Genomic DNA, 23,511 nt, shown 5'->3' on the forward strand with positions numbered 1-23,511 from the left:
TGGCCAGTCCAGCGAATCCGGCGAACACTGCGCTCGCCGGAACTACGTCCGTGCAGGTGAGGCCATAGTGTCCGGCGGCCCCCACGGAATAACGCTGACGCGGCGCCCGCTGTAGTCATTGCCAAAGGACGAGGGAGACGACATGGCAACCGAAAGGGCACTGCTCGCGGGTGGTTGTTTCTGGGGGATGGAAGAGCTGTTCCGCCGGCAGCCCGGAGTGATCTCCACGCGGGTCGGCTACAGCGGCGGCGACGTGCCCGACGCCACCTACCGCGACCACGGGTCCCACGCCGAGGCCATCGAGGTCGTCTACGACCCCGACGGGACCGACTTCCGGGCGCTGCTGGAATTCTTCTTCCAGATCCACGACCCCACGACCGTGAACCGGCAGGGCAACGACGTCGGCACCAGCTACCGCTCCGCGATCTTCTACACCTCGGACGAGCAGCGGAAGGTCGCCGAGGACACCATCGCCGACGTCGACGCCTCCGGCCTGTGGCCGGGCAGGGTCGTCACCGAGGTGACCGCCGCCGGCGACTTCTGGGAAGCAGAGCCGGAGCACCAGGACTACCTGCAGAAGTACCCGAACGGCTACACGTGCCACTTCCCCCGCCCCGGCTGGAGGCTGCCGAAGCGGACCGCCGGAGCCTGACGGGGACGGCGCGGGTGTCAGCGCGTGCGTAGTTTCCGCGATGCGGCGGGTGCATGGAGGGTCATGCCCCGCCGCATCCGGGTTCCGAGCACATGAATCTGGACGACGCGGGATGTTGGGCACGGCCAGCATCATCACGACCTGAACCGCGATATCCGTTCGTACCGGTCAGACTCCGCGTCCGGCGAGCGGAGCGCCGGAGTTTCGGGATGGTCGGTCAGGCGGCTGTCCGGGGGCCGAGATGCTGGAGGAAGAACTCGGTCATGAGGGCGAGCGTGTTCTTGAACTCCTGGTTGTAGACGACGAAGTGGCCGCCGGGCAAGGTGATGAGCTGCTTGGGGTGCAGGGCCCGTTCGTAGGCGGCGAAGGCCAGGTCGCTGTGAGTGAGGATGTCGTGCTGGGCGACGACGAGCATGAGCGGCGTAGGGGAGATGCGGGCGATGTAGTCGCCCGGCTCGTAGCCGGCGATCGCCTCCACCGACCGGAGCGTGACCTCGTTGCGCCACGTCGCCAGACGCTCCGGTTCGATCGTCTGGTACCACTCGTAGGTTTCCCGGTCGGCCATCGCGGCGGGCTCCCCGGGCGTGGCGGTGACGAGGGGGAGCATCGTCGGCGCCTCGTCGTTGAACCGGGCGAGCCGGTCGGCGTCGAAGCTCTTGCGGACCTCGGCGAGCGCCTCGCTGGGGATGAACCGCGACAGGGTCGTCCCGCCGCTGACGACCGGCACCTGCGAGTAGACGGCCTTGACCCGCCGGTCGACGGCCCCGACGACGAGCACGTGCCCGCCTGAGAAGCTCGACCCGAACACCCCGATGCGCTCGGCGTCCACCTCGGGACGTGTGCACAGGAAGGTGATGGCGTCCCGGTATCCCTGGATCTGCGTCCAGGGGTCGACTTCCTGACGCGGTTCACCGTCGCTCGCGCCGAACGAGGCGTGGTCGTACAGGACGACCGCCAGCCCGGCCGCGGCGAGGGCTTCGGCGATGTCGTCGGTGTACTGCTCCTTGACCGCCCCGAGTCCGTGGGTGACGACCACGGCCGGGTGCGGGCCAGAGGTGCCGTCGGGGGTGTAGAGCCATCCGCGGAGGGTCGTTCCGGCCGAGATGAACTCGATGTCCTGGCGCATGTGCGGGTCCTTTCGCTGGTGCGGCGGGTATACGCCGCGGCCTAGGGAGGGCCGGGGGAGTCACCGGGGGTGAAGGCGCCGCCGAGGGCGGCGGCGTGCGCGGCCGCGGCGGCGACCTCGGCGATCTCGTCGTCCACCGGCCCGCGGGCGACGAGCAGGCGGTAGTAGATGGGGGCGCCGACGGCGCTGATGATCGCGATGCCGTCGGCCCCCGGCGGCAGTTCGCCGCGTCCGACGGCCCGTTCGACGATCCGGGACGCGAGGCGGTTGCGCTCGGCGATCACCGTCGCCCAGGCGGTGGACGCCTCGGGGGACCGGACGGCGGCGGCCACGACGCCCTCGACGAGCGCCCGGGCCCTGGGCTGCCGGTACAGGGCGGCGATCTCCAGCGCGAGCGCCCGGAGGTCGTCCTTCAACGAGCCGGTGTCCGGAATCGGGATCTCGTTCTTGCCCAGTTCGCCCAGCAGGTCGACGACGAGTCCCTCGACCGTCCGCCATCGCCGGTACAGCGTGGCCAGATGCACGCCCGAACGCTCGGCCACCTTCTCCAGGGTGAGTCCGGCGTACCCGGCCTCCTCCAGTTCGTCCTGGGCCGCGGCCAACACCGCCGCACGGGTGCGCGCCGTTCGGCCGCCGGGCCGCACGGCCCCCGTCGCGCGCGGCTGCACGTCCATGCGACGCCCCTCCCTGTGGGTCACGTCACAGAGTAACGCGAATTTCTTTGCATTAACAGCGCGGTGGCAGGTGAACTGGAGGAGCCCTCGCCTGGTGGCCCTGCCCGGCCGTATTCACAAGGTCGAAGACAGAGCTGACGGCCCAAACGCACGCACCCTGCACGTCATCGTGCGTCCGGCGGTATCGCCTCGGCGCAAGGCGCCGGCCTGCCTCGCAGTTCCGTCGACCCCGAGGGCCCGAACGCACCGGACACCCTCCATGATCAGCGCGAGGCGGTCGGCCAGAACGTCCGGGGCGTCGACCGGGCTACCCGGACCAGCCGAACCAGGAGATCCGGGCGGTCGTAGGTCCGCAGCCGACTTTCTGGTCAGTCGTTACTCAAGGGCCGTTCGGCGTACGGGTGGCAGCCGGAGGTGTGGGAAGCCGCCTCGGCGGCCGCCGTGTCCGCTGCCGAGCTGCGGATCGCCTCGAGCAGGCGAGTGTGGTCCATGTAGTCGTCGGGCCGCAGCCCGGCGCTGAAATGGTCGTGCAGTGACTGACGGATCACCTGTCCGAGGTCCGCGTACAGCTCGACGAGCACTTCGTTGTGGGACGCGGACACCACCGCGCGGTGGAAGGCCGCATCAGCCTCCACGAAGCTGTCCCGGTTCCCGGACGCCCAGGCACGCTCGCGCCGGTTCAGCATTTCGTCCAACTGCAGCAGATCTCCCTCCGTGCGGCGTTGTGCGGCCGTCGCCGCCGCGGTCACTTCCAGGGCGGCCCGTACCGCGATCACGTCACGCTGGTCGGCGGCGGCGAAGCGGCGCTGCATGACGCCGGCCAGCTCGCTGGTGGCGATGACGTAGGTGCCAGAACCGTGGCGTACGTCCAGCAAGCCGTTGTGGGCGAGTGCCCGCACGGCCTCCCGGACCGTGTTCCGGGCCACGCCGAGTTGCTGAACCAGCTCCGGCTCGGTCGGGATCCGAGAACCCACCGGCCAGGTGCCGGAGGTGATCTGCTGGCGCAGCCGGGCGACCACGTGGTCGAACAGTCCCACTGGGCGAGGGACCGGCGGAATTTTCATCCCATGATTATACGATTCGGTCTGTGGCTCAGGAGCATGCAGAAAAACGCCCATGTACAGCCCCACTGCACGACACGTACGGTGCCGCTGCCTGGGGGCGCCCTCTCGCGGCGATCGGGTTGATGCTGGCCGCGGTCAACCTCCGGCCGGCGGTCACCAGCGTTGGGCCGGTGCTCGAAGAGGCGCAGGCCGGCTTGGGGATGAGTGCGAGTGACGCGGGTTTGCTCACCTCCATGCCGGCGGTGTGCTTCGCACTGATCGGCTTCGCCGCCCCCTGGCTGGCCTCCCGTGGGCGCGACACCGTCATCGCGGCCAGCATGGCAGCGGTCGCGGTCGGGCTGATGGTCCGCCCGCTCGCGGCCGGCGGCGCCCTGTTCGCCGCGCTCAGCGCCCTGGCGCTCGCCGGCATCGCCGTGGCGAACGTGCTGCTGCCGGTCGTCGTCAAGCAGCGCTTCCCCGAACGCGTCGGCGCGATGACAGGCCTGTACTCGATGGCCCTCAACGTCGGCGCTTCGACCGCCGCCGCCACCACCGTCCCCCTGGCCCGGTGGTTCGGCGGCGACTGGCGGATCGGCCTGGGTGCCTGGGCACTGCTCGCCGCCGTCGCCGTGCCGCCGTGGCTCGTCCTGGCCCGCAGGCGTGCCGGCTCTGTCTCCGGCTCTCCGGCGACGGGCCCCACCGTCCGGGGCTCTGTTTCCCGCGCGCCTCTCACCCGGAGCCCGACGGCCTGGGCACTCGCCCTCTACTTCGGCCTGCAGGCGACCGCCGCCTACATCATCATCGGCTGGCTACCGCAGATCTACCGCGACGCCGGTCTTCCCCCTGAGACCGCCGGTCTGCTCTTCGCCGTCACCTCGGTGCTCGGCATCCCGCTGTCGTTCGTGCTGGCAGCCGTCGCCGGCCGTCTGCGCGACCAGAGTGCGGTGGCCGTCGTGATCGGTCTGTTCGGCCTCGCAGGATATGGCGGGCTGTGGGCCGCCCCAGCTGCGGCACCGTGGGTGTGGGCCGGCCTGCTCGGTGTCGCCAACTGCTCGTTCCCCCTCGTCCTCACGATGATCGGGTTGCGTGGTCGCGACAGTGAGACCGTGATCCGGCTGTCCGCCTTCGCCCAGAGCACCGGCTACCTCCTGTCCATCCCAGGCCCTTTCCTAGTCGGCGCTCTGTACGAGCACAGCGGCAACTGGCGGGCGCCGCTGGTCTTCATGGCGCTGCTGATGCTCCCGCAACTCGCCGCCGGCGCCTTCGCCGGCCGTGACCGGCAGGTCGGCTGACAGGGGATCTGCGAAATGCCCGCCGGTCGGCGCCGCGTCGGGGCCGGATGCTCAGGCCACCCGGGGCATCAGCGCACTTGAAACGCTGGCTCTGTTGCACCGGCTGTGTTAGCCAGAATGAAAGGGCGGCACAGAACCTCGGGAGGGCACGTGTCCGGGCGCAGCGATCCCTACCACTGCGGTGTCGCCCCCGAGGGCCCCTCCGGGACGGGATGTGTGCTCCTGGTCCTGCTGATAAGCGCGCTGCTCGCCTACTTCGTCGTCAGCTCCGACCCGACCGAGGGACTGGACTACGCATCTGGCGATACACCCAAGGAACTGAAGCAGTCGATCTGCTTCAGTGACTCCGGTCCCTGCCCGCCGACCGGCTTCAAGTGGAACATCCCCGCGTCGGGTGTCATTCGGACGCGGTTCGAACGGGAAGACATCGACGACCGCACAGAGTTTCGCGGCTGGTTCCGCCTGGAGGCGGCGGTGTTCATCCAGGAAGAGGTTCGAGATTGCTCGACCGCAGTGGACTGGTGGTTGCTGGCCGACGACAAGCCCGTCGCGCACGGCACGATCACAGCGGGGGGTGACGATCAAGAAGTCACCGGCACGCCGCCGCATGAGGCCCGGTTCATCCTGCTCACCGCACGGCGCACCGACTCCTTGTCCTGTCGCTCCACCTTCCAGTGGGTCTACGCGGGCCTCGACTGACCGCACGGCCTATCGTCGCCGGCGCTCAGCCGGAGCCGTCAGCATGAACGCGGCCCCACCATCTTCAGGCTCTCCAGCCGCGCGCAGCCGCGGTGCGCTCGCATGCCACGTCGAGCACCTCGTCCTTGTACCGCTGGCCCGGCCTGTTCGTTATCAGTCCTGGTCGTCAGGGTAGAAGGCGCGCCCGTCTCTGCCGCCGGAGACCGACCAGACCTCGGTGATGAGGCCGTCTTCGAGCCGCAGCATGTCGATGCCGCTGATGCGCAACCGGCGTCCGGCCTCGTCGGAGAAGCGCGCCAGGTAGGGCCTGACGACCTTCCCGGTGGCCAGGCCGTCGCTGAGGTCGAGGTCGGTGACGGCTTCGCCGTCGGGGGCGAATCGCAGCCCGGAGCGGTCCTGACGGAACCGGCTGATCAGATCGGCGAGCTGGGGACGTCGCCGGATGTGATCGAAGGCCTCGGTGCCCGGAGTCGGCTGGGCATACCGAAGCCGGAACCGCGGCGCCATGATCTGGTCGACCAGAGCCATCTCACCGTTCCACATCTGCGACCACGACTCGAAGATTCGCGCGCCGGCCTCCCGGGCTTCGCTCGCATGGCCTCGCATGAGCATTGCGCACTCCAATCATCTCATTGATACGGTGTCGGTGGCATGAAGCTAATAGTCTCATTGAGACGATGTCAAGGTGAGGAGGTGGAGTCATGTCGGAGCTCACGCCGCCCGGGTACGTGGTGCTCGGGCTGATCGCGCGCCACGGTGCCATGACGCCGTACGAGCTGAAGACCAGGGTGGAGGAGTCGGTCGAGTACTTCTGGCCGATCCCGCACGCGCAGCTGTACCGGATCCCGGCGCGGCTGGCCGAGTTGGACCTGCTGCGCGAGGAGGCGGAGCAGACGGGCCGCCGCCGCCGCGTCTTCCACCTCACCGACGCCGGTCGTGCGGCGCTGCGGCAGTGGTTGGCCGACCCGCAGACCCCCCAGCCGGAGACCCGCGACCCCGGGCAACTCAAACTCTTCTTCGCCGACCTCGGCGACCCCGCCGACGTAGTGGCGCTCGCCCGCCGGCAGGCGGCGCAGCACCGCCACTGGCTCGACCACTACCGCTCGCTTCGCGCCGGACTGGACCCCACCGACGCCGCGCGGCTGTTGTCCCGGGTCCGCATCCTCAAGCTCGCCATCCTCCACGAACAGGCCTACGTGGACTTCTGGGAGTCCCTCGCCTCCGATCCGCATCGCCTCGACCTGGACTGAGCCCGGCCGCCGGGCGCCCACGACCACCATGATCATTTCGAGAAGTGTGCGGGCTCGAGCTCCGTGCGGAGAACGCACGGGTCGATCGTCGCGCCGTTAGGGGGCCCGCCTGGGATGAAAGTTCGGGTCGCACCGCAGCCGCGCCCCACCAGAAGTCACGCTGACTGCCCGGCAACGCTGCAGGTCACCGTGCCCGGCCGAGTTTTCGGCTCCCCGATGGCCGAAAACGGCTGACGAAGATATCGACTACGGCATGGAGTCGCTATATATAGTGCAAGTGTTTAGTCTCTGCGCGACCGGAAGTCTCGGTTCGCGCGGCACTGTCACCGGCCGGCCGCCCGACTCCGAGGAGGAAGCGCGTGCGTTCAAGATCCGGTGTTCGACGACTGCTGGCCATGATGGCCATCCTCATCCTCGCCACCGCTGGCGCCGTCGCGGATCCGTCCGGCCACCCGAGCGCCACGGCGAGCGTGATCCGCGTCGGGTCGAGCGTCGTCGGAAGCGACGGCGTCCGGCACTCGGTGACCAATCATCTCGTCAAGCAGACCCAGACTCGCGCGTATCGCCACACGCGGCGGGAGTACGTTCTCGCCTGGGCCGGAGCCGCCGATCCGGGTACGGAGGGATCCCCCAATCCGGACTTTCTGGCGGTCATCGACGCCACTGCCGGCACCCCCGACTACGGAAAAGTGGTCAACACCGTAACGATCGACGGTTCGACCGGCAACGAGCCTCACCACATGCAGTACATGTGGCACAAGGGGCAGAAGATCTACGCAGGCGGCATCCTGTCGGACACGGTCTTCGTGTTCGACGCGGCGCGGCTGCCGCAGATCGGGTTGAGCGGCGTGGTTCAAGCCTCCGATACTCCGTGTGGATCCGCGCCCGACGCCTTCCAGGTCCTCTCCGACGGAACCGCGTACATGAGCGCCGTGGGCGGCCCGGACGTGACCGGACCGTGCCGCTATTCCGGGGGGCAGATCCGCGAAGGCAACGGGTTCGCGGGTTCGCCGGGAGAGATAGTCCGCATCGGCCCGAACGGCAAGGTCCTCAGCGAGGCACCCGCCGCGACCAAGGAGGGCGAAGATCCGAAGCTGTGCCCCAACGTCCCGGCGCTCCCTCAGCCGAGTTGCGCCAATCCGCACGGCCTCCAGGTGCGCGAAGATCTCAACCGGCTGATCACCAGCGATTTCGTCGAACTTCGGACTCCGATCGTGGACAACCCGAATCTGGCACGCGACACCGTGCGGATCTTCGACATCTCTGATCGCAACGCGCCTCGCCTGCTGTCGGTGTCACGCCTGCCGGCCGGCCCTCGAAACGACGCCGACCTCAACACCGCTGAACCGCGCGGGGCGATGGAGACGGGAGTGACGCACCAGCCCCGGCACCGGGGCGCCTTCGTCGCCACCAGCGGCGGTGGCGTGATCTACTACACCCCCGACATCACGGCGAAGAAGCCGCGGTGGCGGGAGGTCTTCGACGACGCCACGGCGTTCAAGTCGCTGTTCCCGAAAGACACGCCGACCTCCGACGGGGACGCCGGGAGTTGGGTGCAGGTCAGCCCGGACGATCGATTTCTCTTCCACGTCGTGGTCTCGGGCGGTTACACGTCCCCCGGAGAACGTGAGACCGGCATGCTGTACGTCCTCGATTTGCGACGACTCCTCGCCGCGGGAAACCGCACACGGTGCTCGATAGATTCTTCTGCGGAAGTCACTGCCGGAGGTGCCGAGCCCGACTGCCCGTCCCTGATCGGTGCCGTTCCGATTCGCGATGTCACCTCAGGTGGTGCGCACTGGGGCTCATTGGACAACTTCGCGCTCGGCCGTGATGGCTTCTACCACGAGACGGCACAGATTCGCCGGGTGGTGACGTCGAACTACTTCGTCGCGTTCACCGGCGTCGATGGGAACCATCGGATTTGCGTCAGTCAGGTGAGCCCCAGCGGAAAGCCGTCGCTCGACACGGGCTTCGTGGACGAGAACACCCATGCCCCCTGTGTCGAATTCAACCGCGACAAGTGGCCGCACGGCGACCACGGGCCGGCCAGGCCGCACGGCGTGGTGTTCGCTGTCGCCGACGCCGATCTGCGCTGAACGTTCACACTCCCAGAGCCGGCGGCGAGGAGCCACAGCCCGAGACATCCGAGATGACCACACCGGATGATCTCGGGCCGAATGGCGGCCGGGCGGCTCAGGAGCTTGGTCGCTCGTGTGCCGTCTAAAGTCGCGACGGCGGGCGAGCGGGAAGGGTGATCTCGCGCATCCCGGCGCCGCTGGGCGCCCAGCGGCGCCGGGATGCGCGCTCGCAGTCGGTGAGGGAGGTTGCCCATATCCAAGTCGAGCAACTTAAGTAATCTGTAGCAGCGCATCTGTTAGGGGAAGTGGGGAATGGCGCTCGTCACGGTTCTCCTGACCGCTCCCGGCTGGGACGGGAGCCACACTCACCACGCTCCGGCGACGCCGCCCGTCACGGTCCTGGCCGCTCTCCGTCACCTTGCGGTCGCTGCGATCGCGGTGGTCGCGGGGAGCGCCCTGCTGCGGCCGCTCGCTGGTGCACCCACCCCGGGTTGCCGGAATCTGACCCGCATGGCGGCGACGGTGGCCGCCGTCTCCCCGGTGATGGCGATCGGAATCGGAGGCGCCCTGCCGCCGCCGCTCGCGGGGATGGCGGTGCTGACGCTCGCACTGCCGCCGTTGCTCTCGCGCGCGGCCGCGAGTGCTGCCGCAGGCGCCTTGTCCACTGCGGCCCTGGCGACTTACCTGGCCACCACCCTGTCAACCGGAAGCGCCTCGGGTGTCCGCAGCGTCGTCGACGCCGCTGCGGTACTCCTCCAGGGGGTGGCCGCGGTCGTGTGGACAGGTTCGGCGGGTCACCTGGCGACGGCGCGGGCCGAGGACCGAGACCGGACCACACGGCGGCTGCTGCCGGCGATCCTGGCGTCCACAGCGGCGCTGACTGCGGCCACGCTAGCGCGACTGACGAACGACGGCCCGCCACCGTCCAGTGCCGCCTGGGCGGCCATCCTCGCCGCCGATGCGATCCTTGCCGGGGGCGGTGCCACAGCCGCGACGGTGGTCTGGCTCAGGCGCTCCGATCGCCCGATGACGCGGGCGCGGGGCCGTTCGGCGAGCAGGTGGGTGGGCCTCGCCGTCACGGGCTTCGCCGGAGCGGCGCTTGTGGCCATGCCGCCGCCGGCCGTACCGCCCGCGCCGGGAGTTCCGTTCATGGACGATATCGCCGCCGGCGGGCGGCTGATACCGGTTCTCGTCGCGCCTGCCCGGCCTGGCTGGAACCTCGTCCATGTCGGTGCCGACCGCGCGTACGTGGGGTCCGAGCGCGGCCGGCTCACTGCCGCGGCCGCCCGGCCCGGCACTGGAAACATCTGGGCACAGGTATGGCTTCCCGCTGGACGCAGCCGGCTGTGGGTCAAGGTCATGGGCACCATGAACGCCGTGCAGGTCGACACCGGCCCCCGTGACGGTCGTACTCCCGATCTTCGTGGATCGGATGGGCCGGAGTGCGCCAGCGTTGCCCTGGGCCGGATCCTCGCGGGGGCGACGGGTCCGCTCCGTTCCTGCCCGGCCGACCGGCTCACGGCCGCCGACGCCGCCGCGCTGAGGGCCACGGTCCGGTTCGTGGCCGCCCGCGGTGCACGCACGCTGGGCCTCGTCGCGGACTCCTCACCCCGCAGCCGGCAGGCGGCCACGATCGTACGAGCCGCGGCGCGGCACGAGCACATCACCGTCGCCGCCCCGGGCCGGGCGCGGATTCCACTGATGGTCGTGGCAGGCTGGGGGACCGCCTACGGCGTGGTGCGTGACGTCGGCACGGGGTCCACGACCTCGCAGGGCACCTACCTCGCGCCCTGGCTGCTCAACACATCGCTGCTCGTACCGCCGGCCGGCCAGTTACTACCGCTGCGGTTCCCCACCGGTGATCCGGCAGCGGTGAAGTACATAGCCGAGTTGAGCCGCCGTTTCCCTGGCGAGCCGGCATCCGCGGCGGGATACACCGCCTGGCTGAAGACCGCCCGCGAGGGGCCGATACGGCTCTACGCGGCCTCGCCGCTCCTCGTACCCGGCATCCCGGACCATCATCACCCCACCGGCGCGTGGCTGCCGCAGGGCAGCATCACGGCGATCACGAGCCCGCTCGCGGAGTGAGCCGGCCAATCTCGGAGGCCGGACGCCTCAGGCGCCAGGCGGTTCGGCGTCGGCTTCTCGACGCCGGGCACCGGCGTCAACGCCACCAAGGAAATCTCCTCCCGTCCCGGTACAGGCCGCGAGGCGTGTCGTCCGGCCGTTCGCTGTGGACGTACCTGCGTAGGGTGTGACCACACCCTTGCAGCGAGAGGTACCGGCCCCATGAGGCTCGAACTCACCACCTACGAGGTCCTGCACGGTTGGGGCGTCGTCAACAGCAGTGCCGATTGGCATGCTCAGCGCAACGGCAGGCCCTCCGCGGCCGAACAGGCAGTCGGAGACCTCCTCTTCACCGCCTACGAGTGCCAGACCAACACCACGACCACGGTTGAGTTCACCGACGACGAGCGTGCGAGCCTCGCTGAGCTGATCAGCGAACACATCGCAACGTGGGGGAAGCGCGGCCAGGAGAACGCCGCAACACCTCACCTGCGCTCACTGGTCGTGAAACTGGGCGGCTGACGTGCCTGCACCGGGCTGCCCACAACGAAGGTCTCTCCTTGCCGACGATGCCCTTCGGGCCGAGACCGGCCGTGCGCGCCGTGAGGTCGACGGCGGCGAGGACCGCAGGACGCGGGGATCGGCGCTGTATGAGTGACCACGATGTGTTCCTCGCCGACTGCCCCGCCCGCACCACGCTGGATCTGGTAGCCGACACCTGGTCGGTCGTCGTGGTGTTCGGGCTGGGGGGTGGTCCGCACCGCTACGGCGAACTGTGCGACCGGATAGGCGGGATCAGCAAGAAGATGCTGACCCAGACGCTGCGCAAGCTAGAGCGGAACAAGCTCGTGGAGCGGCGAGTCCTGGCCACCGCGCCCGCAGGCGTGGAGTATCGGCTGACACCACTCGGGCAGAGCCTGCTCGGGCCGGTGTCGGTGCTCGCACGGTGGGCTGAGGAGCACGCCGAGGAACTGGCCGACGACGCCAGCGCCCCTTAACACAGGGCAGGGAACCGGATGGTTCCCCACGTCCTCCTAGCGTGGCCGTCATGAGAATCGGTGTTCTTGGTGCCGGGGTGATGGCAGACGCGCTGGGCACGCGGTGGGCCGCCAACGGCCACGAAATGATGGTCGCCGGGCGGACGGCAGGCAAGGCGCAGGCGTTGGCCCGCAAGTGGGGCGGCCGTGCGGGGAGCTTCAGGGAGGTGGCCGAGTTCTGCGACATCGCCTTGATCGCGGTCCTCTACCAAGGCATGCCGGCCACGCTGGCCGAGATAGGCGACGCGCTGCAGGGCAAGCCCATCGTCGACTGCAACAATCCAGTCGAGATCGAGAGATTCACACTGATCACAGAACCCGGCCGGTCGATGGCGCAGAACATCGAGCGGGCGACCGGCGGACATGTGGTCAAGGCGTTCAACCTGTGCCATGCGCGCGTCTGGCAGATGCGGCCGCCGCTGTTCGACAACCGTCGCCTGGTCGTTCCCTACTGCGGTGACCACCCGGCGGCACTGGAGTCGACGCGGCAGCTGATCGCCGATATCGGGGGCGAACCACTGCTGATCGGTGGCCTGCAGCAGGCTCTCCACCTCGAAGCGATGGCCGCGATCGTGATCTCACTGCTGTTCGGCGGACGCGACCCGCACACGGTCTTCAACCTCGTCGACCAGAATTGAGCAGGTGTGACCTTGGGTGCGAACATCGTGCGCGACCTGGGCGACTGGATCTGTTTCTTCGATGAGGCCGGTCAGGGCTCAGGCCGCGCCAGGAAGCTCCTGGGCGGTACACCTGCCGGGTTCGGTTCTCGGCAAGGTGAGATTGGGCCTTGCCGGCGCTGGACGAGGTTCCTCAAGGACGTCGCGGGCACCGAGCCATGTGGGTTGCGCGCGTAGGTGCCGTCGGCGCCGGTGGTGAAGCTGCGGGTCAGCGGCCCGGAGACCGTGACGGTGGCGCCGGGCACGAGCTCGCCGCCGTCCTGACCTTGCCGGTCAGGACGGCCAGGGAGTCGAGCCTCCGTTCGACCCGGGAGACCCCCTGAACGTCGACGCGGACGCCGGCGAGCGGAACTGGTCAGTGGCTGAACGCTTCGGCGTTGCCGCGTGCCCATTCGCCGAAGGTGAGCGCGGGACGTCCGAGGAGCTCTTCAACGGTCCTGGTGGTCGGGCCCGGGACGTCTGCGTAGTCGGCGAGCGAGCCCAGCAGCCGGGAGGGGACCTCCTCGGGCAGCCCTTGTGCGAGCATCGCTTCGCGGACGCGTTCGGCCGGCAGTTCCTGGAACCTGAGATCCCGTCCGATGGCCTCAGCGATCATCTCTACCTTCGCGGGCTGGTCGAGGGACTGCGGCCCCGTGAGGGTGTAGGTGGCCCCTGAATGATCGGACGTCCGCAGGGCCTGGACGGCCACCGCCGCTATGTCGTGTTCGTGGATGGGGGAGGTGGCGGCCCGGCCGAAGGCGCCTCTCACCATTCCGGTGGCTTTGATCTGCGGCGCCCAGGCCAGCGCATTGGCGGCGAAGTCGGCCGGCCTCAGCACCGTCCACTCCAGGCCCGAGCCCGTCACGAGGTCCTCGGCGCGCTTGAACTGGTCGACGAACCGCGGTTCCCCCGCCGGGTACGCGACGGTGGCGGCGGACAACAGCACCGCCCGCCGCACACCGTGCCCGGCGGCCAGCCGCAGAAGGTCCCGTAGCCCGGGCCCGGTGGCGCGCGGACTGATCAGCATCGCCTCCACTCCCGGCAGTGCCGCATCGAGCGTGTGCGGGTGCGACGGGTCGCCGCCCACCGTCCGCGCACCAGGGGGCAGCGCGGCCGTGGAGGGCGCGCGGGTGACCGCCACGACGTCGGCGCCGTCCCCGAGCAGCAGGTCCACCGTCGGGCGGCCGACGACGCCGGTTGCTCCGATAATCAAGATCATGGTGCGTTCTCCCTAGAGTTCCGTGGATCCGGGTACCTCTAAGAGAGATCGCCCCCCGCCTCCTGTGACCTCTGCCGTATGTGACGTGCACCACGGCCGGATGGCGGGCGCTCGTGCCCGAACGCCTGCGCCGGGCTCGACCCTCCTGATCCGCCGTGCGTCTGTCGGCAGTCGCCGGAGCGCAGGGAAGAAGGTCCAGGCGCGTGCCAAGTGCGGGGATGGCCTGTGATGCAGGTCACAATTGTGGATTGTCACGTTCTCCGGGGCTGTCCTGTCCCATGGCCGTCCTGAACGAACGAGCCCCACGGGGAGCGAGCGATGAACACCAGTACCGACCACCAGATCGTCGTCCTGGGCGCCGGCTACACCGGCCTGATCGCCACAGCTCGGCTGGCCCGCTACACCCGCAGGCTGAACACCCGCATTACCCTGGTGAACCCCTCGTCCCGCTTCACCGAGCGGCTGCGCATGCACCAGGTGGCGGCGGGCCAGGAACTCACCGACTACCAGATCCCGGTTTTGCTGAAGGGCACCGGCGTGCGATTCCGCCAGGCCGCCGCCACCGCCATCGATACCGCCGACCGCGTGGTCACCCTCGACAACGGTGCCCGCCTCCACTACGACACGCTGGTCTATGCCCTCGGCAGCGCCACCGACACGAGCATCGTCCCCGGTACGGCGGATCACGCCTGGACCCTCAACGATCCCCGTCTGGCGCACCGCCTGTCGCGGCGGCTGCCCGAGATCGCCGCCACGGGCGGCGCGGTCACCGTCTGCGGCGGCGGGCTCACCGGCATCGAGGCGGCCGCCGAAATCGCCGAGGCGCATCCGGCGCTGACCGTCAATCTGGTCTGCGCCACCGAACCCGGCTCCATGATGGGCGAGAAGGCGCGAGCCCACCTCAACCGTGTCCTGGGCCGGCTGGGCGTGGTGCGCATGGTCGGGGTGAAGGTCACCAAAGTGCTGCCCGACGCCGTGCGTCTGGACACCGGCGAACTCGTCCCTTCGGATCTGATCCTGTGGACCAGCGGTGTGCGGGTGCCACGGCTCGCCGCCCAGGCCGGGATCGCCACCGACGAGAAGGGGCTCATCATCACCGACCCCACCCTGCGTTCGGTTTCGCACCCGGAGATCCATGCCATCGGAGACGCGGCCCTGGTGCGGCAGGCCTGGGGGCAGGTCCACGGCACTTGCCAAAGTGGCGTGGTCACCGCCGACTACACCGCCGCTGTCATCGCCCGGCTGCTGCGCGGAAAGCCGGTGAAGCCCCTGCGCTTCGGCTACTTCCACCAGCCGGTGAGCCTGGGGCGCAAGGACGCGGTCATCCAGTTCACCAATGCCGACGACACTCCGAAGCGGTGGTACCTGAAGGGCAAGGCCGCGGTCGTCTACAAGGAGCAGGTGAGCAGCACCCCGCCGGTGGCCGCCAAGATGTCCCGCTATGTGAAGATGCCGGTGCAGCTGTCGAAGGGTGGCCGCGTCACCCGTAAGGCCGCATGATGTTTCACGATCCGGGGCGGAGGGTTCGTCAGGACTCCCGGCCCGCTGAACACCCGAGTATCAGACCTCTAGGCGTGATTTCGATGGAGTATCGCGATACCGGCCGGCCGTCCCCGGCACCCGAGCCGCGCGAGGCGACGACCGATCCGTTCGCCGAACACCGCCGGCTTCTGTTCGGCACCGCCTATCACATGCTGGGCAGCGTCGTCGACGCCGAGGACATCCTGCAGGACGCCTGGCTGAAATGGCATGCGGTGGACCAGGCCTCGGTGGAGCATCCCAAGTCCTACCTGGTGCGCACCGTCACCAACCTTGCCCTGAACCGCCTTACCTCCGCCCGTGCCACCCGCGAGACATATGTGGGCCCATGGCTTCCCGAACCGCTGATCACCCCATCGAACGCTGTCGAGGAGACCGAAATGGCCGACACGGTGTCGACGGCCATGCTGGTCGTGTTCGAAACCCTCAACCCCACCGAGCGAGTCGTCTTCGTGCTGCGTGAGGTCTTCGGCTACTCCTATGCCGAGATCGGCGGCTTCCTCGATCGCCCCCCGGCCACTGTGCGCCAGATCTCGCACCGCGCCCGTTCGCACGTTCAGGCCCGCCGCCCCCGCTTCGAAGCGGACGATGCGGCGCGCGAGGGGATCACCGAGAGGTTCATGGCCGCCTGTCGCGGCGGTGACCTCAACGCCCTCATGGAACTGCTCGCCCCGGAAGTGACGCTGTGGAACGACGGCGGGGGCATCGTCACCGCCGCCCGCCGTCCGCTGCACGGCCCCGCCCATGTGGCGCGCTGGCTCCTGGGCGTCATGGCCAAACCGGTCTCCGCCGGCATCCGCCTGGAATCCGCGGTCGTCAACGGCGAACTGAGCGTCGTAGGCATGATCGGCGACGACCCCGTCGGCGCCCTCACCTACGACGTTCACGACGGCCGCATCGAAAAGATCCGCTTCCAGGTCAACCCCCAGAAGCTGGGCGGTGTCCGAGCGGCGGGTGGTGCCGCCTCCGACCCACCACCGAACTGAGAGCGCCGCCCCGATCATGATGTAGAGCCGGGCTCACGCGGCGGGCGTCCACCACTCTTGGTTCCAGCCCTCTATACGGAGGTCGATGAGTCGGCGGAGGTTGAGGGGCGGCGGCTTGGGTGGGCGGCCAGGCATCGCCTGCGATGATGCCTCGGTGGCGGAGGCGGGGGTTTCCGCGGTAGAGGAGCCGGGCGACGGCGTGTTCGACCGGTGGCCTCCCGCGACGGTAGTCGGCTTTTCGTGCTAGGAGCCGACCGCCGCGCGTTTGCGGGCACCGCGGACCGCCGCGGAGAGGGTGGCGATGTCGTAGGCGCCGACGTGGCGGCGTCCGTTGACGAAGAAGGTCGGGGTTCCGGAGACGCCGCTCAGGTCGGCCGAGTCGACGTCTTCGGCGATCCGTCCGGCACCGGTATGCCGGCGCAGGTCGGCACGGAAACGATCGACGTCGAGGCCGATGTCGCCGGCGTAGCGGACCAGGTCCCGGGGCCTCAGCGCGTCCTGGCGGTCGAGCAGCAGGTCGTGCATCTCCCAGAACCGGCCCTGCGCGGCGGCCGCCTCGGCGGCCTCGGCCGCGAGTTGCGCCTGGGGATGGATGTCGTTGAGCGGCAGGTGGCGCCACACGTACCGGACGTCCCCGTAGTCGGCGAGCAGTTCCCGGACGACGGACTCCGCCCGTCCGCAGTACGGGCATTCGAAGTCGCCGTACTCCACCACCGTGACCGGCGCCTTCTCGGGGCCGCGGACATGGTCGCGATCGGGCTCGACCGGTGCGGCCAGGTCGATGATGCTCTCCGCCGTCCCGAGCAGCGCGCGCAGTCGCCTGCGCGGCGGCAGCAGCGCGGTCGCGCGGACGACGACCCAGGTCACGACCGTGGCGCACAGTGCCGCGGACAGCACGCCGATCTTGGCCTCCTCCAGCCGCGCATCCGTGAAGGAGAGCGTCGCGATCAGCAGGGCCACGGTGAAGCCGATGCCGGCGATCGCGCCGCCGCCACCGACCGCCGCCCAGCCGACCGGCGGACGCAACCGGCCCCGGCTCACCCGGGTCACCAGCCATGAGGCCCCGAGGATCCCGAGCGGCTTCCCGACCACGTAGCCGATCACGATGCCGAGCGTCACCGTCGAGGTGAAGGCGCGGCCGAGGAACCCGGCGGTGATCGTGACGCCCGCGTTGGCCAGCGCGAACAGCGGCACGACCGCGTAGCTCGTCCACGGGTGGATCAGCAGCTGGAGCCGCTCGTTCGGGGAGATCGCCGCGGCCACCCCGGTCCGCGCCGACCGGGCGAACTCCGGGGTGGGCTGCTCCCGGAACAGCCTGAAGACCTCGGTGGCGCGTTCCAGGTCGTCGCGCGCCGCCGGGTGGGCGTACGTCAGCAGTCCCATGACCAGGCCGACGACCACCGGCTCCACCCCGGCGGACTGGACGGCCGCCCACGCGGCGACGCCCAGCACGACGTACACCGGGATCTGCCGCACCCCGAGGGCTCGCACGAGCACGGTCACCGCGAGGATGCCGACCGCCAGCAGCAGCGGGGGCAGCGCGACGTCGCCGCTGTAGACGATCGCGATCACCGCGAGCGCGATGACGTCGTCCACGACGGTGGCCGTGAGCAGGTACGTGCGCAGCCGCGGGGGGAAGGTCCGTCCGACCAGCGCGAGCACGCCCAGCGCGAACGCGGTGTCGGTCGACATCGCGATGCCCCAGCCGTGGGCGGCCGGACCGCCGGCGTTGAAGGCGAGGTAGATGGCCACGGGCACGACCATCCCGCCGACACCGGCGGCCAGCGGCAGCGCGAACCGCCGCCGGTCGCGGAGCTCTCCCATGTCGAACTCGCGGCGCGCTTCGAGCCCGACCACGAAGAAGAAGACCGTCATCAGGCCGTTGTTGACCCAGTCCCGCAGATCCTGCGAGAGGCCGGTGCCACCGAACCGGACGGAGACCTGCGTCTCCCACACCCGATCGTAGGAGGACGCGTCCGCGTTCGCCCAGACCAGTGCGGCGAGCGTCGCGGCCAGCAGGACCACGGCGCCGCCCGTCTCGGTGCGCATGAACTCCCGCAGCGGGGTCGGCAGGTTGCGTGCCCACGCGGTCCGGTCGGCGAACGATCCGGAGGGCGGGCCCGCTCGGCGCTCCGTCATGGCTGGACGCTCACCCGCGCCCCTCCTCATCCGTGTCCGGCAGCCGGACGCGCAGGGAGACGGTCCCGGTCAGGTCGATCCAGGCCGAGTCCGGCGTTCGGACGAAGCGCAGGAGGACGTGACCGCATTCGGGGCAGCGGGCGACCATGCCCGGCGCCCGGTCGTACACCCGCAGCTCGGCGATCGGGCCGGTGAGCCCGCAGTTGACGCAGCGGCCGGTGGCCGCCGTGACGTCCACGGCGAACAGCTCGCTGAGCGGGCCGGCCAGGGCGTTGCCGTCCACATGATCCATGGGACGCCGACCCGGGGTGTCCTCCCGACGGGGCACGTTCATCTCACTCAGACTCCGTTCAGCCGAACCGTTCGGTCTTGATCCGCCGCGGGTCGTGACCGCGGGCGAGCAACAGGTCGGCCGCCGACTCCACGAATCCCGTCGGCCCGCAGACGAAGCAGTCACGGTCGGGCGGGCCGTCCCCGAGATCGGCCGCCATCAGCCGGCCGGGCGGGCGGGGCCAGCCGTCGGGGGCGACCCGGGTGTAGACGTGCGTGACATCCAGGCCGGGCTCGGGACGCCGGAGCTCGTCGGCGTAGAACACGTCTCCGGGCGTGCGCGTGGAGTACGCCAGCCGGAACCGCGTTCCCCTCCCGGCCAGGCGGCGGGCACGGATCATGGCCATCAGCGGCGCGATGCCGGAACCGCCCGCGACCAGCAGGACGTCCCGACCCGCACCTGGCCGCCACACGAACCAGCCGCCCACCGGGCCCCGTATCTCGACCGGATCGCCGACGCCGAGCACATCGGTGAGATACGGGGAGACCTCACCGTCCGGGATCCGCTGCACGCTGAGCTCGACCCGGTCGGGCGCGGAGAGCGAGTAGCTGCGCTGCGCTGCATAGCCGTCCGCCGCGGTCAGCCGCACGTCGACATGCTGACCGGCCAGATGCCCCGGCCAGCCCGGCACATCGAAGACGAGCGTGCGGGCGGTACCCGTCTCCTGGCGCGTCTCGGTCAGCCGCGCCACGCGCCACGCTAGTCGCCCTGGTACCGCTGCTCGCGCCATGGGTCCCCGTAGTCGTGATAGCCGGCGCTCTCCCAGAAGCCCGGCTCGTCCTCCGTCAGCAGGTCGATGCCCCGCAACCATTTCGCCGACTTCCAGAAGTACAGGTGCGGTACCAGAAGCCGCACCGGGCCCCCGTGCTCCGGCGCCAGCTCCTCACCGTCATAGCGGTAGACGATCCATGCCTGGCCGTCGAGCAGATCCTCAAGCGGCAGGTTGGTGGTGTAACCGCCGTAGGAGGACACGAGCGCGAAATCGGCCGCGGTGTCCACGTCGGCCAGCAGGACGTCAAGCGACACCCCCTGCCAGTCCGTGCCCAGCTTGGACCACTTGGTGACGCAGTGGATGTCCACCCTCGGCGTCTCCGACGGCAGATCCAGCAACTCCCGCCACGTCCACCGGTGCTGCCGCCCGGTCTCCGTGGTCACCGTGAGCTCCCACTCCTCCACCGGGATCCGCGGGGTCGGACCGGCCGACAGCACGGGGAAGTCCTCGGTCAGGTACTGCCCCGGCGGCAACTTGACCGCGGACTCGCGCCGCCGCCCGTGAAACCCGGGCGAAACGATCCCCATCACAGCCTCCTCTCGTCAGGCCGAACGGACCCCGTCCTCTGGGCGTACCTTCCCCAACACGACCAACCCGATGCGATTCCCACCGCGCGACACCCTCGCAACCGTCGCCTCAGCGGCCCCAGGGCCGGCTCCCGGCCCTCTTCACCCTGGTCAGCGCCGGCCTTGCTACGAGGCGCATCCTCCTGCCGCAAAGGCCGACGGCACGGGCCGCCGCGCTTGACCTCGGGTAGGGATGCGGTCCGCCTGTGGCGGCCTGGTTGCCACTGGCCTGCCGTCGGCCAGACTCCAGGGACGGAGCCTGCAGCGGTCAGTGGGGGGCTGTGCCACGCAACGCCTGGAGTGCCGCGGCCATCGACGGCACAAAGTTCACCTCGGGTGGGAGCCGGTCACGGTCCCATCCGGGGCCGCCGACCACCACCTGCGGCGCAGGATGCCTGGCGAGCAGGTCGGTGAGCCAGGATGGCTCACCGGTCTCGGAGGTCTGCGACCACACGAACACCGTGTGCGCTGCGGTCCGGTCGATCGCGGCCTCCAGTGCCGATGCCGGCACCCGCGCACCCAGCATGAGCCTCGCCGCGCCGGTCTCGGCCAGCGCGGCTGCCAGCACAAGGATTGGCAGAGTGTGCTCCTCGTCCGGGGCACATGCCAGCACTACCGGACTGCGGACCTGCCCTGCCAAAAAGATCTCCTGGGGCCGCGTCACCCCAACCAGGCAGCGCGACACCACCGCCGACAGCAGATGCTCCACTTCCACGTATTTTCCGGTGGCCGCATGTTTGCGTCCAATATCGACGAGGACCGGCGCCATCACCTGCTCCCACGCCGGCGCGACGCCTTCATGCCGCAGGGCCGACTCCACGATCTCGGTCATCACCAGCTCGTCCAGCGCCATCGCCGCGTCCGCGAGGCTCTCGATCCGCGTGGCCTGCGATGTGCCGTGCTCAGCAGCGGAGGCGTCCAGAGCACCGGGGCTGTCGGCAGCGCTGTGGCTCTCCGGTTCCGGGTCAGGTCCGCGCGGGGCGTCCAGGGCCGCCCGTGCCGCCTCTGCCGGTGGCGCCCCAGCGGAGATCATCTGCTGCATCGTCTCCAGCCGGGCAAGGTCGGCCGGGCTGTAGCGGTGATACCTGCCAGGGCCACCGCCGGTCGGGCCGACGCCGTACTGGCGATCCCAGGTGCGCAGTGTGGAGGGCGCCACACCCAGCCGGCGGGCCACCGCCGCCACCCCGAGCCCACTCACTCCGGAATCTGCTTCGCCGTTTGTTAGGTCGTCCATGCACAACCCCTACCCAGAAGGTCCGCTGGCCTGTCGGCTTCCCTGTCGGCTGACGGGCCGGGCGGGCTGGCTGGTGGTGCGCCCATCACCGCCACCGTCCGCGACCCGAACAGGCGAAGAGGTCGGGCCCCGACAAGAAGGTCGCACGCGAGACACCCAGCGACAGGCTCCATAGCAGCCATCCTCCGGGCATCAGGGCCCAATCGTTGCCAGAGAGCCGCATCGGCTGGCGATTCCCGAATCAGCTCGCTCATCAAAGACCGAGAAATCTCATGCGACCGCTGAAGAGCGTAGAACTCGCCGAACTTCCTGCCGTCGTCGACATCACCACCGCCGCCCGTGCCCTCGGCCTCTCCCGCACCTACGCCTACCAACTCGCCAAGCAGGACCAGTTCCCCTGCAAGATTCTCCGCATCGGCACCTGCTGTCGAGTGCCACAGCCGCCCTTCAAGCGCTGCTCAGCTCCGACTGACCGGAGGGCGCCGCTCCGGCCAGAACGCCTTGGGGAGGCAAGAAAGTCGGTCGAACGCTGGGGGTGCAGAGCTGATCAGCTCTGAGTAGATGGCCGGGTGATGCCCGTCCGGCTTGCCGGGATGACGTGAGCCCCGGGAGCCGGGTCTGCGGCTCCGAACCCTCCGGCAGGGCGGTCGCTGGCCTGGCCGCCGCCGCGTATGTGGCGCGTTGAAGGCCTGATGGCCCGCCGTGGCCTGGTTGAACGCGGGGGAGCGGGCGCGTGGCGGCTCCCGCGTCTTCTGGTCCTGTGTGAACCGTCAGGGTGCCGGGCTCAGCCGGTTAGGGGACTCGATGCCGCGTCGGGCGATGCGCGGGGTGATGCCCCGTCGGCGTGGCCAGCACCTGCCTGAGAACGTGCGCCGCTACTTCCATTCCTCGCTGGAGGCGATCGCCGAGGTCACCTGGCTGGGCTTCGGCGGCAGGCGCCGGTGTGGTCCTGGCCGAGGGGTTCAGAAACCATCCCTTAAAGCAGGACTGGTGTCACAGGGACGCGTGCCTGGCTCAGTCCGGAGACAGGAGTGCGGGACAGGGCGGTGCGAAGCGCGAAGACGCCGAGCAAGCCGCCTGCTGTGAGCCGCTGGGCGGTCATGGCGCGGGGCCGGGAGCTCAGGAAACCTGACACCCGTGCCGCTCCCAGCATGATCAGAGCGTTCACGGAGAGCCCCACGATGATTTGCACACCACCGAGCTGGAGCAGTTGCGTCCAGGCCGGACCTGCCTGCGAGTCCAGGAACTGCGGCAGCAGGGCAGCGTACATAAGAGCGATCTTGGGGTTGAGCAGGTTGGTCAGCAGCCCCATCGAGAACAGGCGGGCGTCGGAGACCGGAGACAGGTCCTGGGCCGGAGCGAAGGGCGAGCGGCCGCCGGGCTTGAGCATGCCCCAGGCGAGGTAGGCCAGGTAGGCGGCCCCGGCAAGCTTGACCGCCATGAACGCCACCGGCACGGCGGCGAACAACGCGGACAGGCCCGCAGCCGCAGTCAGCAGGTAGAACACGAATCCCACGGCGGTCCCACCGAGACTTACCAGGCCTGCCCTGCGGCCTTGAGTGATCGCGCGGGAGGCGAGGTGGATCATGTTCGGTCCCGGAGTCAGGGCCATGCCGAGTTCGATCAAGGCCACTCCTCCGACTGCGGCCATAGTGATCACCGGTCAACCTCCTGGACGTCCGTCGGGTACCTAGTGCTCGAAGTTGAGAGTCGTCCGGCTGCGACGCATCAGCGGCGCCTGTCTCGCCTGCTGCAGGATAGGTCGTCGCCGCTCGGCACTTTCATGTACCCCGCTCCGCTCGACGGGGGGTAGTGACGAAACAAGTTCCCACGCGACATCGGCGGGGGCTCTTCTGCTTCTCAGGTGCCAGTCGGTGCGGTCAGGAGTCCGTCTGGCACTGATCGGCCGAAGCTGGAGGGGCGCTCTGGGGACGTGGCTGCGCAGATGAGGGTCTTTGGGCACGCTGTGGCCGACGGTGAGCGTGCTGGTGTCTTCTCTGGTCAGGCGACGTCGCCGAGGTACCCCTTGGGTCCAGGTGCCCAGGTGTTTGGTCTGCCGTCTGTGTGCACGGGCTGGACATGCTCCCTGGCGGCGCCGGACGACCATGGCGCCTCAAGAATCACCTGAACTACCCGATCCAGAAGGGG

22 protein-coding genes are annotated in these 23,511 nt (G+C 69.6%); 11 read left to right on the forward strand and 11 right to left on the reverse strand.

The genetic code is table 11. From position 1 onward, the window contains the following. Positions 1–142 precede the first annotated feature (142 nt). On the forward strand, positions 143–652 hold the full coding sequence (gene msrA, locus BJ999_RS17105; protein WP_179834220.1) for a peptide-methionine (S)-S-oxide reductase MsrA: 510 nt from the start codon (positions 143–145) through the stop codon (positions 650–652). Positions 653–869: 217 nt separating this feature from the next. Here the strand turns inward: msrA and BJ999_RS17110 are convergent, their stop codons facing one another. The 3 genes from BJ999_RS17110 to BJ999_RS17120 all read right to left on the reverse strand — a co-directional run bounded on the left by BJ999_RS17110 (position 870) and on the right by BJ999_RS17120 (position 3,489). Continuing rightward, positions 870–1,778 carry an alpha/beta hydrolase gene (locus tag BJ999_RS17110; RefSeq protein WP_179834221.1) on the reverse strand — a complete coding sequence of 303 codons (909 nt, stop codon included), beginning with the start codon at positions 1,776–1,778 and terminating at the stop codon, positions 870–872. A gap of 41 nt (positions 1,779–1,819) precedes the next feature. Next, entirely contained in the window at positions 1,820–2,452 is a 633-nt protein-coding gene (locus BJ999_RS17115) for a TetR/AcrR family transcriptional regulator (RefSeq protein ID WP_179834222.1), read from the reverse strand. A gap of 368 nt (positions 2,453–2,820) precedes the next feature. Beyond that, entirely contained in the window at positions 2,821–3,489 is a 669-nt protein-coding gene (locus BJ999_RS17120) for a FadR/GntR family transcriptional regulator (protein WP_338070778.1), read from the reverse strand. Between the two features lie 149 nt (positions 3,490–3,638). Here BJ999_RS17120 and BJ999_RS17125 point away from each other — a divergent pair, with 149 nt between their 5' ends. Continuing rightward, positions 3,639–4,787 (forward strand): MFS transporter, encoded by a 1,149-nt coding sequence (locus BJ999_RS17125; protein WP_179834224.1) that lies wholly within the window; start codon positions 3,639–3,641, stop codon positions 4,785–4,787. A 216-nt stretch (positions 4,788–5,003) separates the two neighbouring features. Continuing rightward, complete coding sequence (locus BJ999_RS17130; RefSeq protein ID WP_179834225.1) at positions 5,004–5,486, forward strand: hypothetical protein; 483 nt, start codon at positions 5,004–5,006, stop codon at positions 5,484–5,486. Positions 5,487–5,639: 153 nt separating this feature from the next. Here the strand turns inward: BJ999_RS17130 and BJ999_RS17135 are convergent, their stop codons facing one another. Beyond that, the gene (locus BJ999_RS17135) at positions 5,640–6,014 is read right to left on the reverse strand and encodes an ester cyclase (RefSeq protein WP_218935097.1); all 375 of its coding nucleotides are present in this window, start codon (positions 6,012–6,014) and stop codon (positions 5,640–5,642) included. 173 nt (positions 6,015–6,187) lie between these two features. On the opposite strand from BJ999_RS17135, the gene BJ999_RS17140 reads away from it, so the two are divergent. From BJ999_RS17140 to BJ999_RS17165, 6 genes are all read left to right on the forward strand, one after another. Next, complete coding sequence (locus BJ999_RS17140) at positions 6,188–6,736, forward strand: PadR family transcriptional regulator (RefSeq protein WP_179834227.1); 549 nt, start codon at positions 6,188–6,190, stop codon at positions 6,734–6,736. Between the two features lie 359 nt (positions 6,737–7,095). Further along, positions 7,096–8,835 carry a selenium-binding family protein gene (locus BJ999_RS17145; protein WP_218935098.1) on the forward strand — a complete coding sequence of 580 codons (1,740 nt, stop codon included), beginning with the start codon at positions 7,096–7,098 and terminating at the stop codon, positions 8,833–8,835. Positions 8,836–9,129: 294 nt separating this feature from the next. Next, the gene (locus BJ999_RS17150) at positions 9,130–10,905 is read left to right on the forward strand and encodes a hypothetical protein (protein ID WP_179834228.1); all 1,776 of its coding nucleotides are present in this window, start codon (positions 9,130–9,132) and stop codon (positions 10,903–10,905) included. Between the two features lie 201 nt (positions 10,906–11,106). Then, a complete protein-coding gene (locus BJ999_RS17155; RefSeq protein WP_179834229.1) occupies positions 11,107–11,406 on the forward strand; it encodes a hypothetical protein in 300 nt (99 codons plus the stop codon). A 128-nt stretch (positions 11,407–11,534) separates the two neighbouring features. After that, positions 11,535–11,882 (forward strand): winged helix-turn-helix transcriptional regulator, encoded by a 348-nt coding sequence (locus BJ999_RS17160; protein ID WP_179834230.1) that lies wholly within the window; start codon positions 11,535–11,537, stop codon positions 11,880–11,882. A 50-nt stretch (positions 11,883–11,932) separates the two neighbouring features. Next, positions 11,933–12,559, forward strand: a complete 627-nt coding sequence (locus tag BJ999_RS17165) for an NADPH-dependent F420 reductase (protein ID WP_179834231.1) — start codon at positions 11,933–11,935, stop codon at positions 12,557–12,559. A 394-nt stretch (positions 12,560–12,953) separates the two neighbouring features. Here the strand turns inward: BJ999_RS17165 and BJ999_RS17170 are convergent, their stop codons facing one another. Then, positions 12,954–13,796, reverse strand: coding sequence for an NAD(P)H-binding protein (locus BJ999_RS17170; protein ID WP_179834232.1), 843 nt, complete (start codon positions 13,794–13,796; stop codon positions 12,954–12,956). A gap of 318 nt (positions 13,797–14,114) precedes the next feature. Here BJ999_RS17170 and BJ999_RS17175 point away from each other — a divergent pair, with 318 nt between their 5' ends. Further along, positions 14,115–15,296, forward strand: a complete 1,182-nt coding sequence (locus BJ999_RS17175) for an NAD(P)/FAD-dependent oxidoreductase (protein ID WP_179834233.1) — start codon at positions 14,115–14,117, stop codon at positions 15,294–15,296. 83 nt (positions 15,297–15,379) lie between these two features. Next, positions 15,380–16,321 carry an RNA polymerase sigma-70 factor gene (locus BJ999_RS17180; protein WP_179834234.1) on the forward strand — a complete coding sequence of 314 codons (942 nt, stop codon included), beginning with the start codon at positions 15,380–15,382 and terminating at the stop codon, positions 16,319–16,321. Positions 16,322–16,564: 243 nt separating this feature from the next. On the opposite strand, the gene nhaA is transcribed toward BJ999_RS17180, so the two are convergent. The 6 genes from nhaA to BJ999_RS17210 all read right to left on the reverse strand — a co-directional run bounded on the left by nhaA (position 16,565) and on the right by BJ999_RS17210 (position 22,996). Beyond that, positions 16,565–18,460 (reverse strand): Na+/H+ antiporter NhaA, encoded by a 1,896-nt coding sequence (gene nhaA / locus BJ999_RS17185; RefSeq protein ID WP_179834235.1) that lies wholly within the window; start codon positions 18,458–18,460, stop codon positions 16,565–16,567. Positions 18,461–18,470: 10 nt separating this feature from the next. Then, entirely contained in the window at positions 18,471–18,794 is a 324-nt protein-coding gene (locus tag BJ999_RS17190; protein WP_229810760.1) for a DUF6510 family protein, read from the reverse strand. 16 nt (positions 18,795–18,810) lie between these two features. Beyond that, positions 18,811–19,482 (reverse strand): ferredoxin reductase, encoded by a 672-nt coding sequence (locus BJ999_RS17195; protein ID WP_229810759.1) that lies wholly within the window; start codon positions 19,480–19,482, stop codon positions 18,811–18,813. A gap of 8 nt (positions 19,483–19,490) precedes the next feature. After that, positions 19,491–20,090, reverse strand: a complete 600-nt coding sequence (locus tag BJ999_RS17200) for a sulfite oxidase-like oxidoreductase (RefSeq protein ID WP_179834237.1) — start codon at positions 20,088–20,090, stop codon at positions 19,491–19,493. A 307-nt stretch (positions 20,091–20,397) separates the two neighbouring features. Continuing rightward, entirely contained in the window at positions 20,398–21,363 is a 966-nt protein-coding gene (locus BJ999_RS17205; RefSeq protein WP_179834238.1) for a MerR family transcriptional regulator, read from the reverse strand. A gap of 976 nt (positions 21,364–22,339) precedes the next feature. Further along, on the reverse strand, positions 22,340–22,996 hold the full coding sequence (locus BJ999_RS17210; protein WP_229810764.1) for a LysE family translocator: 657 nt from the start codon (positions 22,994–22,996) through the stop codon (positions 22,340–22,342). Between the last annotated feature and the right edge of the window lie 515 nt (positions 22,997–23,511).

This window comes from Actinomadura citrea, from assembly GCF_013409045.1.
Classification (GTDB): Bacteria; Actinomycetota; Actinomycetes; order Streptosporangiales; family Streptosporangiaceae; genus Spirillospora; species Spirillospora citrea.

What these genes read in the sequence shown, in the direction of transcription:
- msrA (WP_179834220.1), top strand. Translation starts at nt 143, where the DNA reads ATGGCAACCGAAAGGGCACTGCTCGCGGGTGGTTGTTTCTGGGGGATG.
- BJ999_RS17110 (WP_179834221.1), bottom strand. Translation starts at nt 1,778, where the DNA reads ATGCGCCAGGACATCGAGTTCATCTCGGCCGGAACGACCCTCCGCGGA.
- BJ999_RS17115 (WP_179834222.1), bottom strand. Translation starts at nt 2,452, where the DNA reads ATGGACGTGCAGCCGCGCGCGACGGGGGCCGTGCGGCCCGGCGGCCGA.
- BJ999_RS17125 (WP_179834224.1), top strand. Translation starts at nt 3,639, where the DNA reads ATGCTGGCCGCGGTCAACCTCCGGCCGGCGGTCACCAGCGTTGGGCCG.
- BJ999_RS17135 (WP_218935097.1), bottom strand. Translation starts at nt 6,014, where the DNA reads ATGGCTCTGGTCGACCAGATCATGGCGCCGCGGTTCCGGCTTCGGTAT.
- BJ999_RS17140 (WP_179834227.1), top strand. Translation starts at nt 6,188, where the DNA reads ATGTCGGAGCTCACGCCGCCCGGGTACGTGGTGCTCGGGCTGATCGCG.
- BJ999_RS17150 (WP_179834228.1), top strand. Translation starts at nt 9,130, where the DNA reads ATGGCGCTCGTCACGGTTCTCCTGACCGCTCCCGGCTGGGACGGGAGC.
- BJ999_RS17155 (WP_179834229.1), top strand. Translation starts at nt 11,107, where the DNA reads ATGAGGCTCGAACTCACCACCTACGAGGTCCTGCACGGTTGGGGCGTC.
- BJ999_RS17160 (WP_179834230.1), top strand. Translation starts at nt 11,535, where the DNA reads ATGAGTGACCACGATGTGTTCCTCGCCGACTGCCCCGCCCGCACCACG.
- BJ999_RS17165 (WP_179834231.1), top strand. Translation starts at nt 11,933, where the DNA reads ATGAGAATCGGTGTTCTTGGTGCCGGGGTGATGGCAGACGCGCTGGGC.
- BJ999_RS17170 (WP_179834232.1), bottom strand. Translation starts at nt 13,796, where the DNA reads ATGATCTTGATTATCGGAGCAACCGGCGTCGTCGGCCGCCCGACGGTG.
- BJ999_RS17175 (WP_179834233.1), top strand. Translation starts at nt 14,115, where the DNA reads ATGAACACCAGTACCGACCACCAGATCGTCGTCCTGGGCGCCGGCTAC.
- BJ999_RS17180 (WP_179834234.1), top strand. Translation starts at nt 15,380, where the DNA reads ATGGAGTATCGCGATACCGGCCGGCCGTCCCCGGCACCCGAGCCGCGC.
- nhaA (WP_179834235.1), bottom strand. Translation starts at nt 18,460, where the DNA reads ATGACGGAGCGCCGAGCGGGCCCGCCCTCCGGATCGTTCGCCGACCGG.
- BJ999_RS17190 (WP_229810760.1), bottom strand. Translation starts at nt 18,794, where the DNA reads ATGAACGTGCCCCGTCGGGAGGACACCCCGGGTCGGCGTCCCATGGAT.
- BJ999_RS17200 (WP_179834237.1), bottom strand. Translation starts at nt 20,090, where the DNA reads ATGGGGATCGTTTCGCCCGGGTTTCACGGGCGGCGGCGCGAGTCCGCG.
- BJ999_RS17205 (WP_179834238.1), bottom strand. Translation starts at nt 21,363, where the DNA reads ATGGACGACCTAACAAACGGCGAAGCAGATTCCGGAGTGAGTGGGCTC.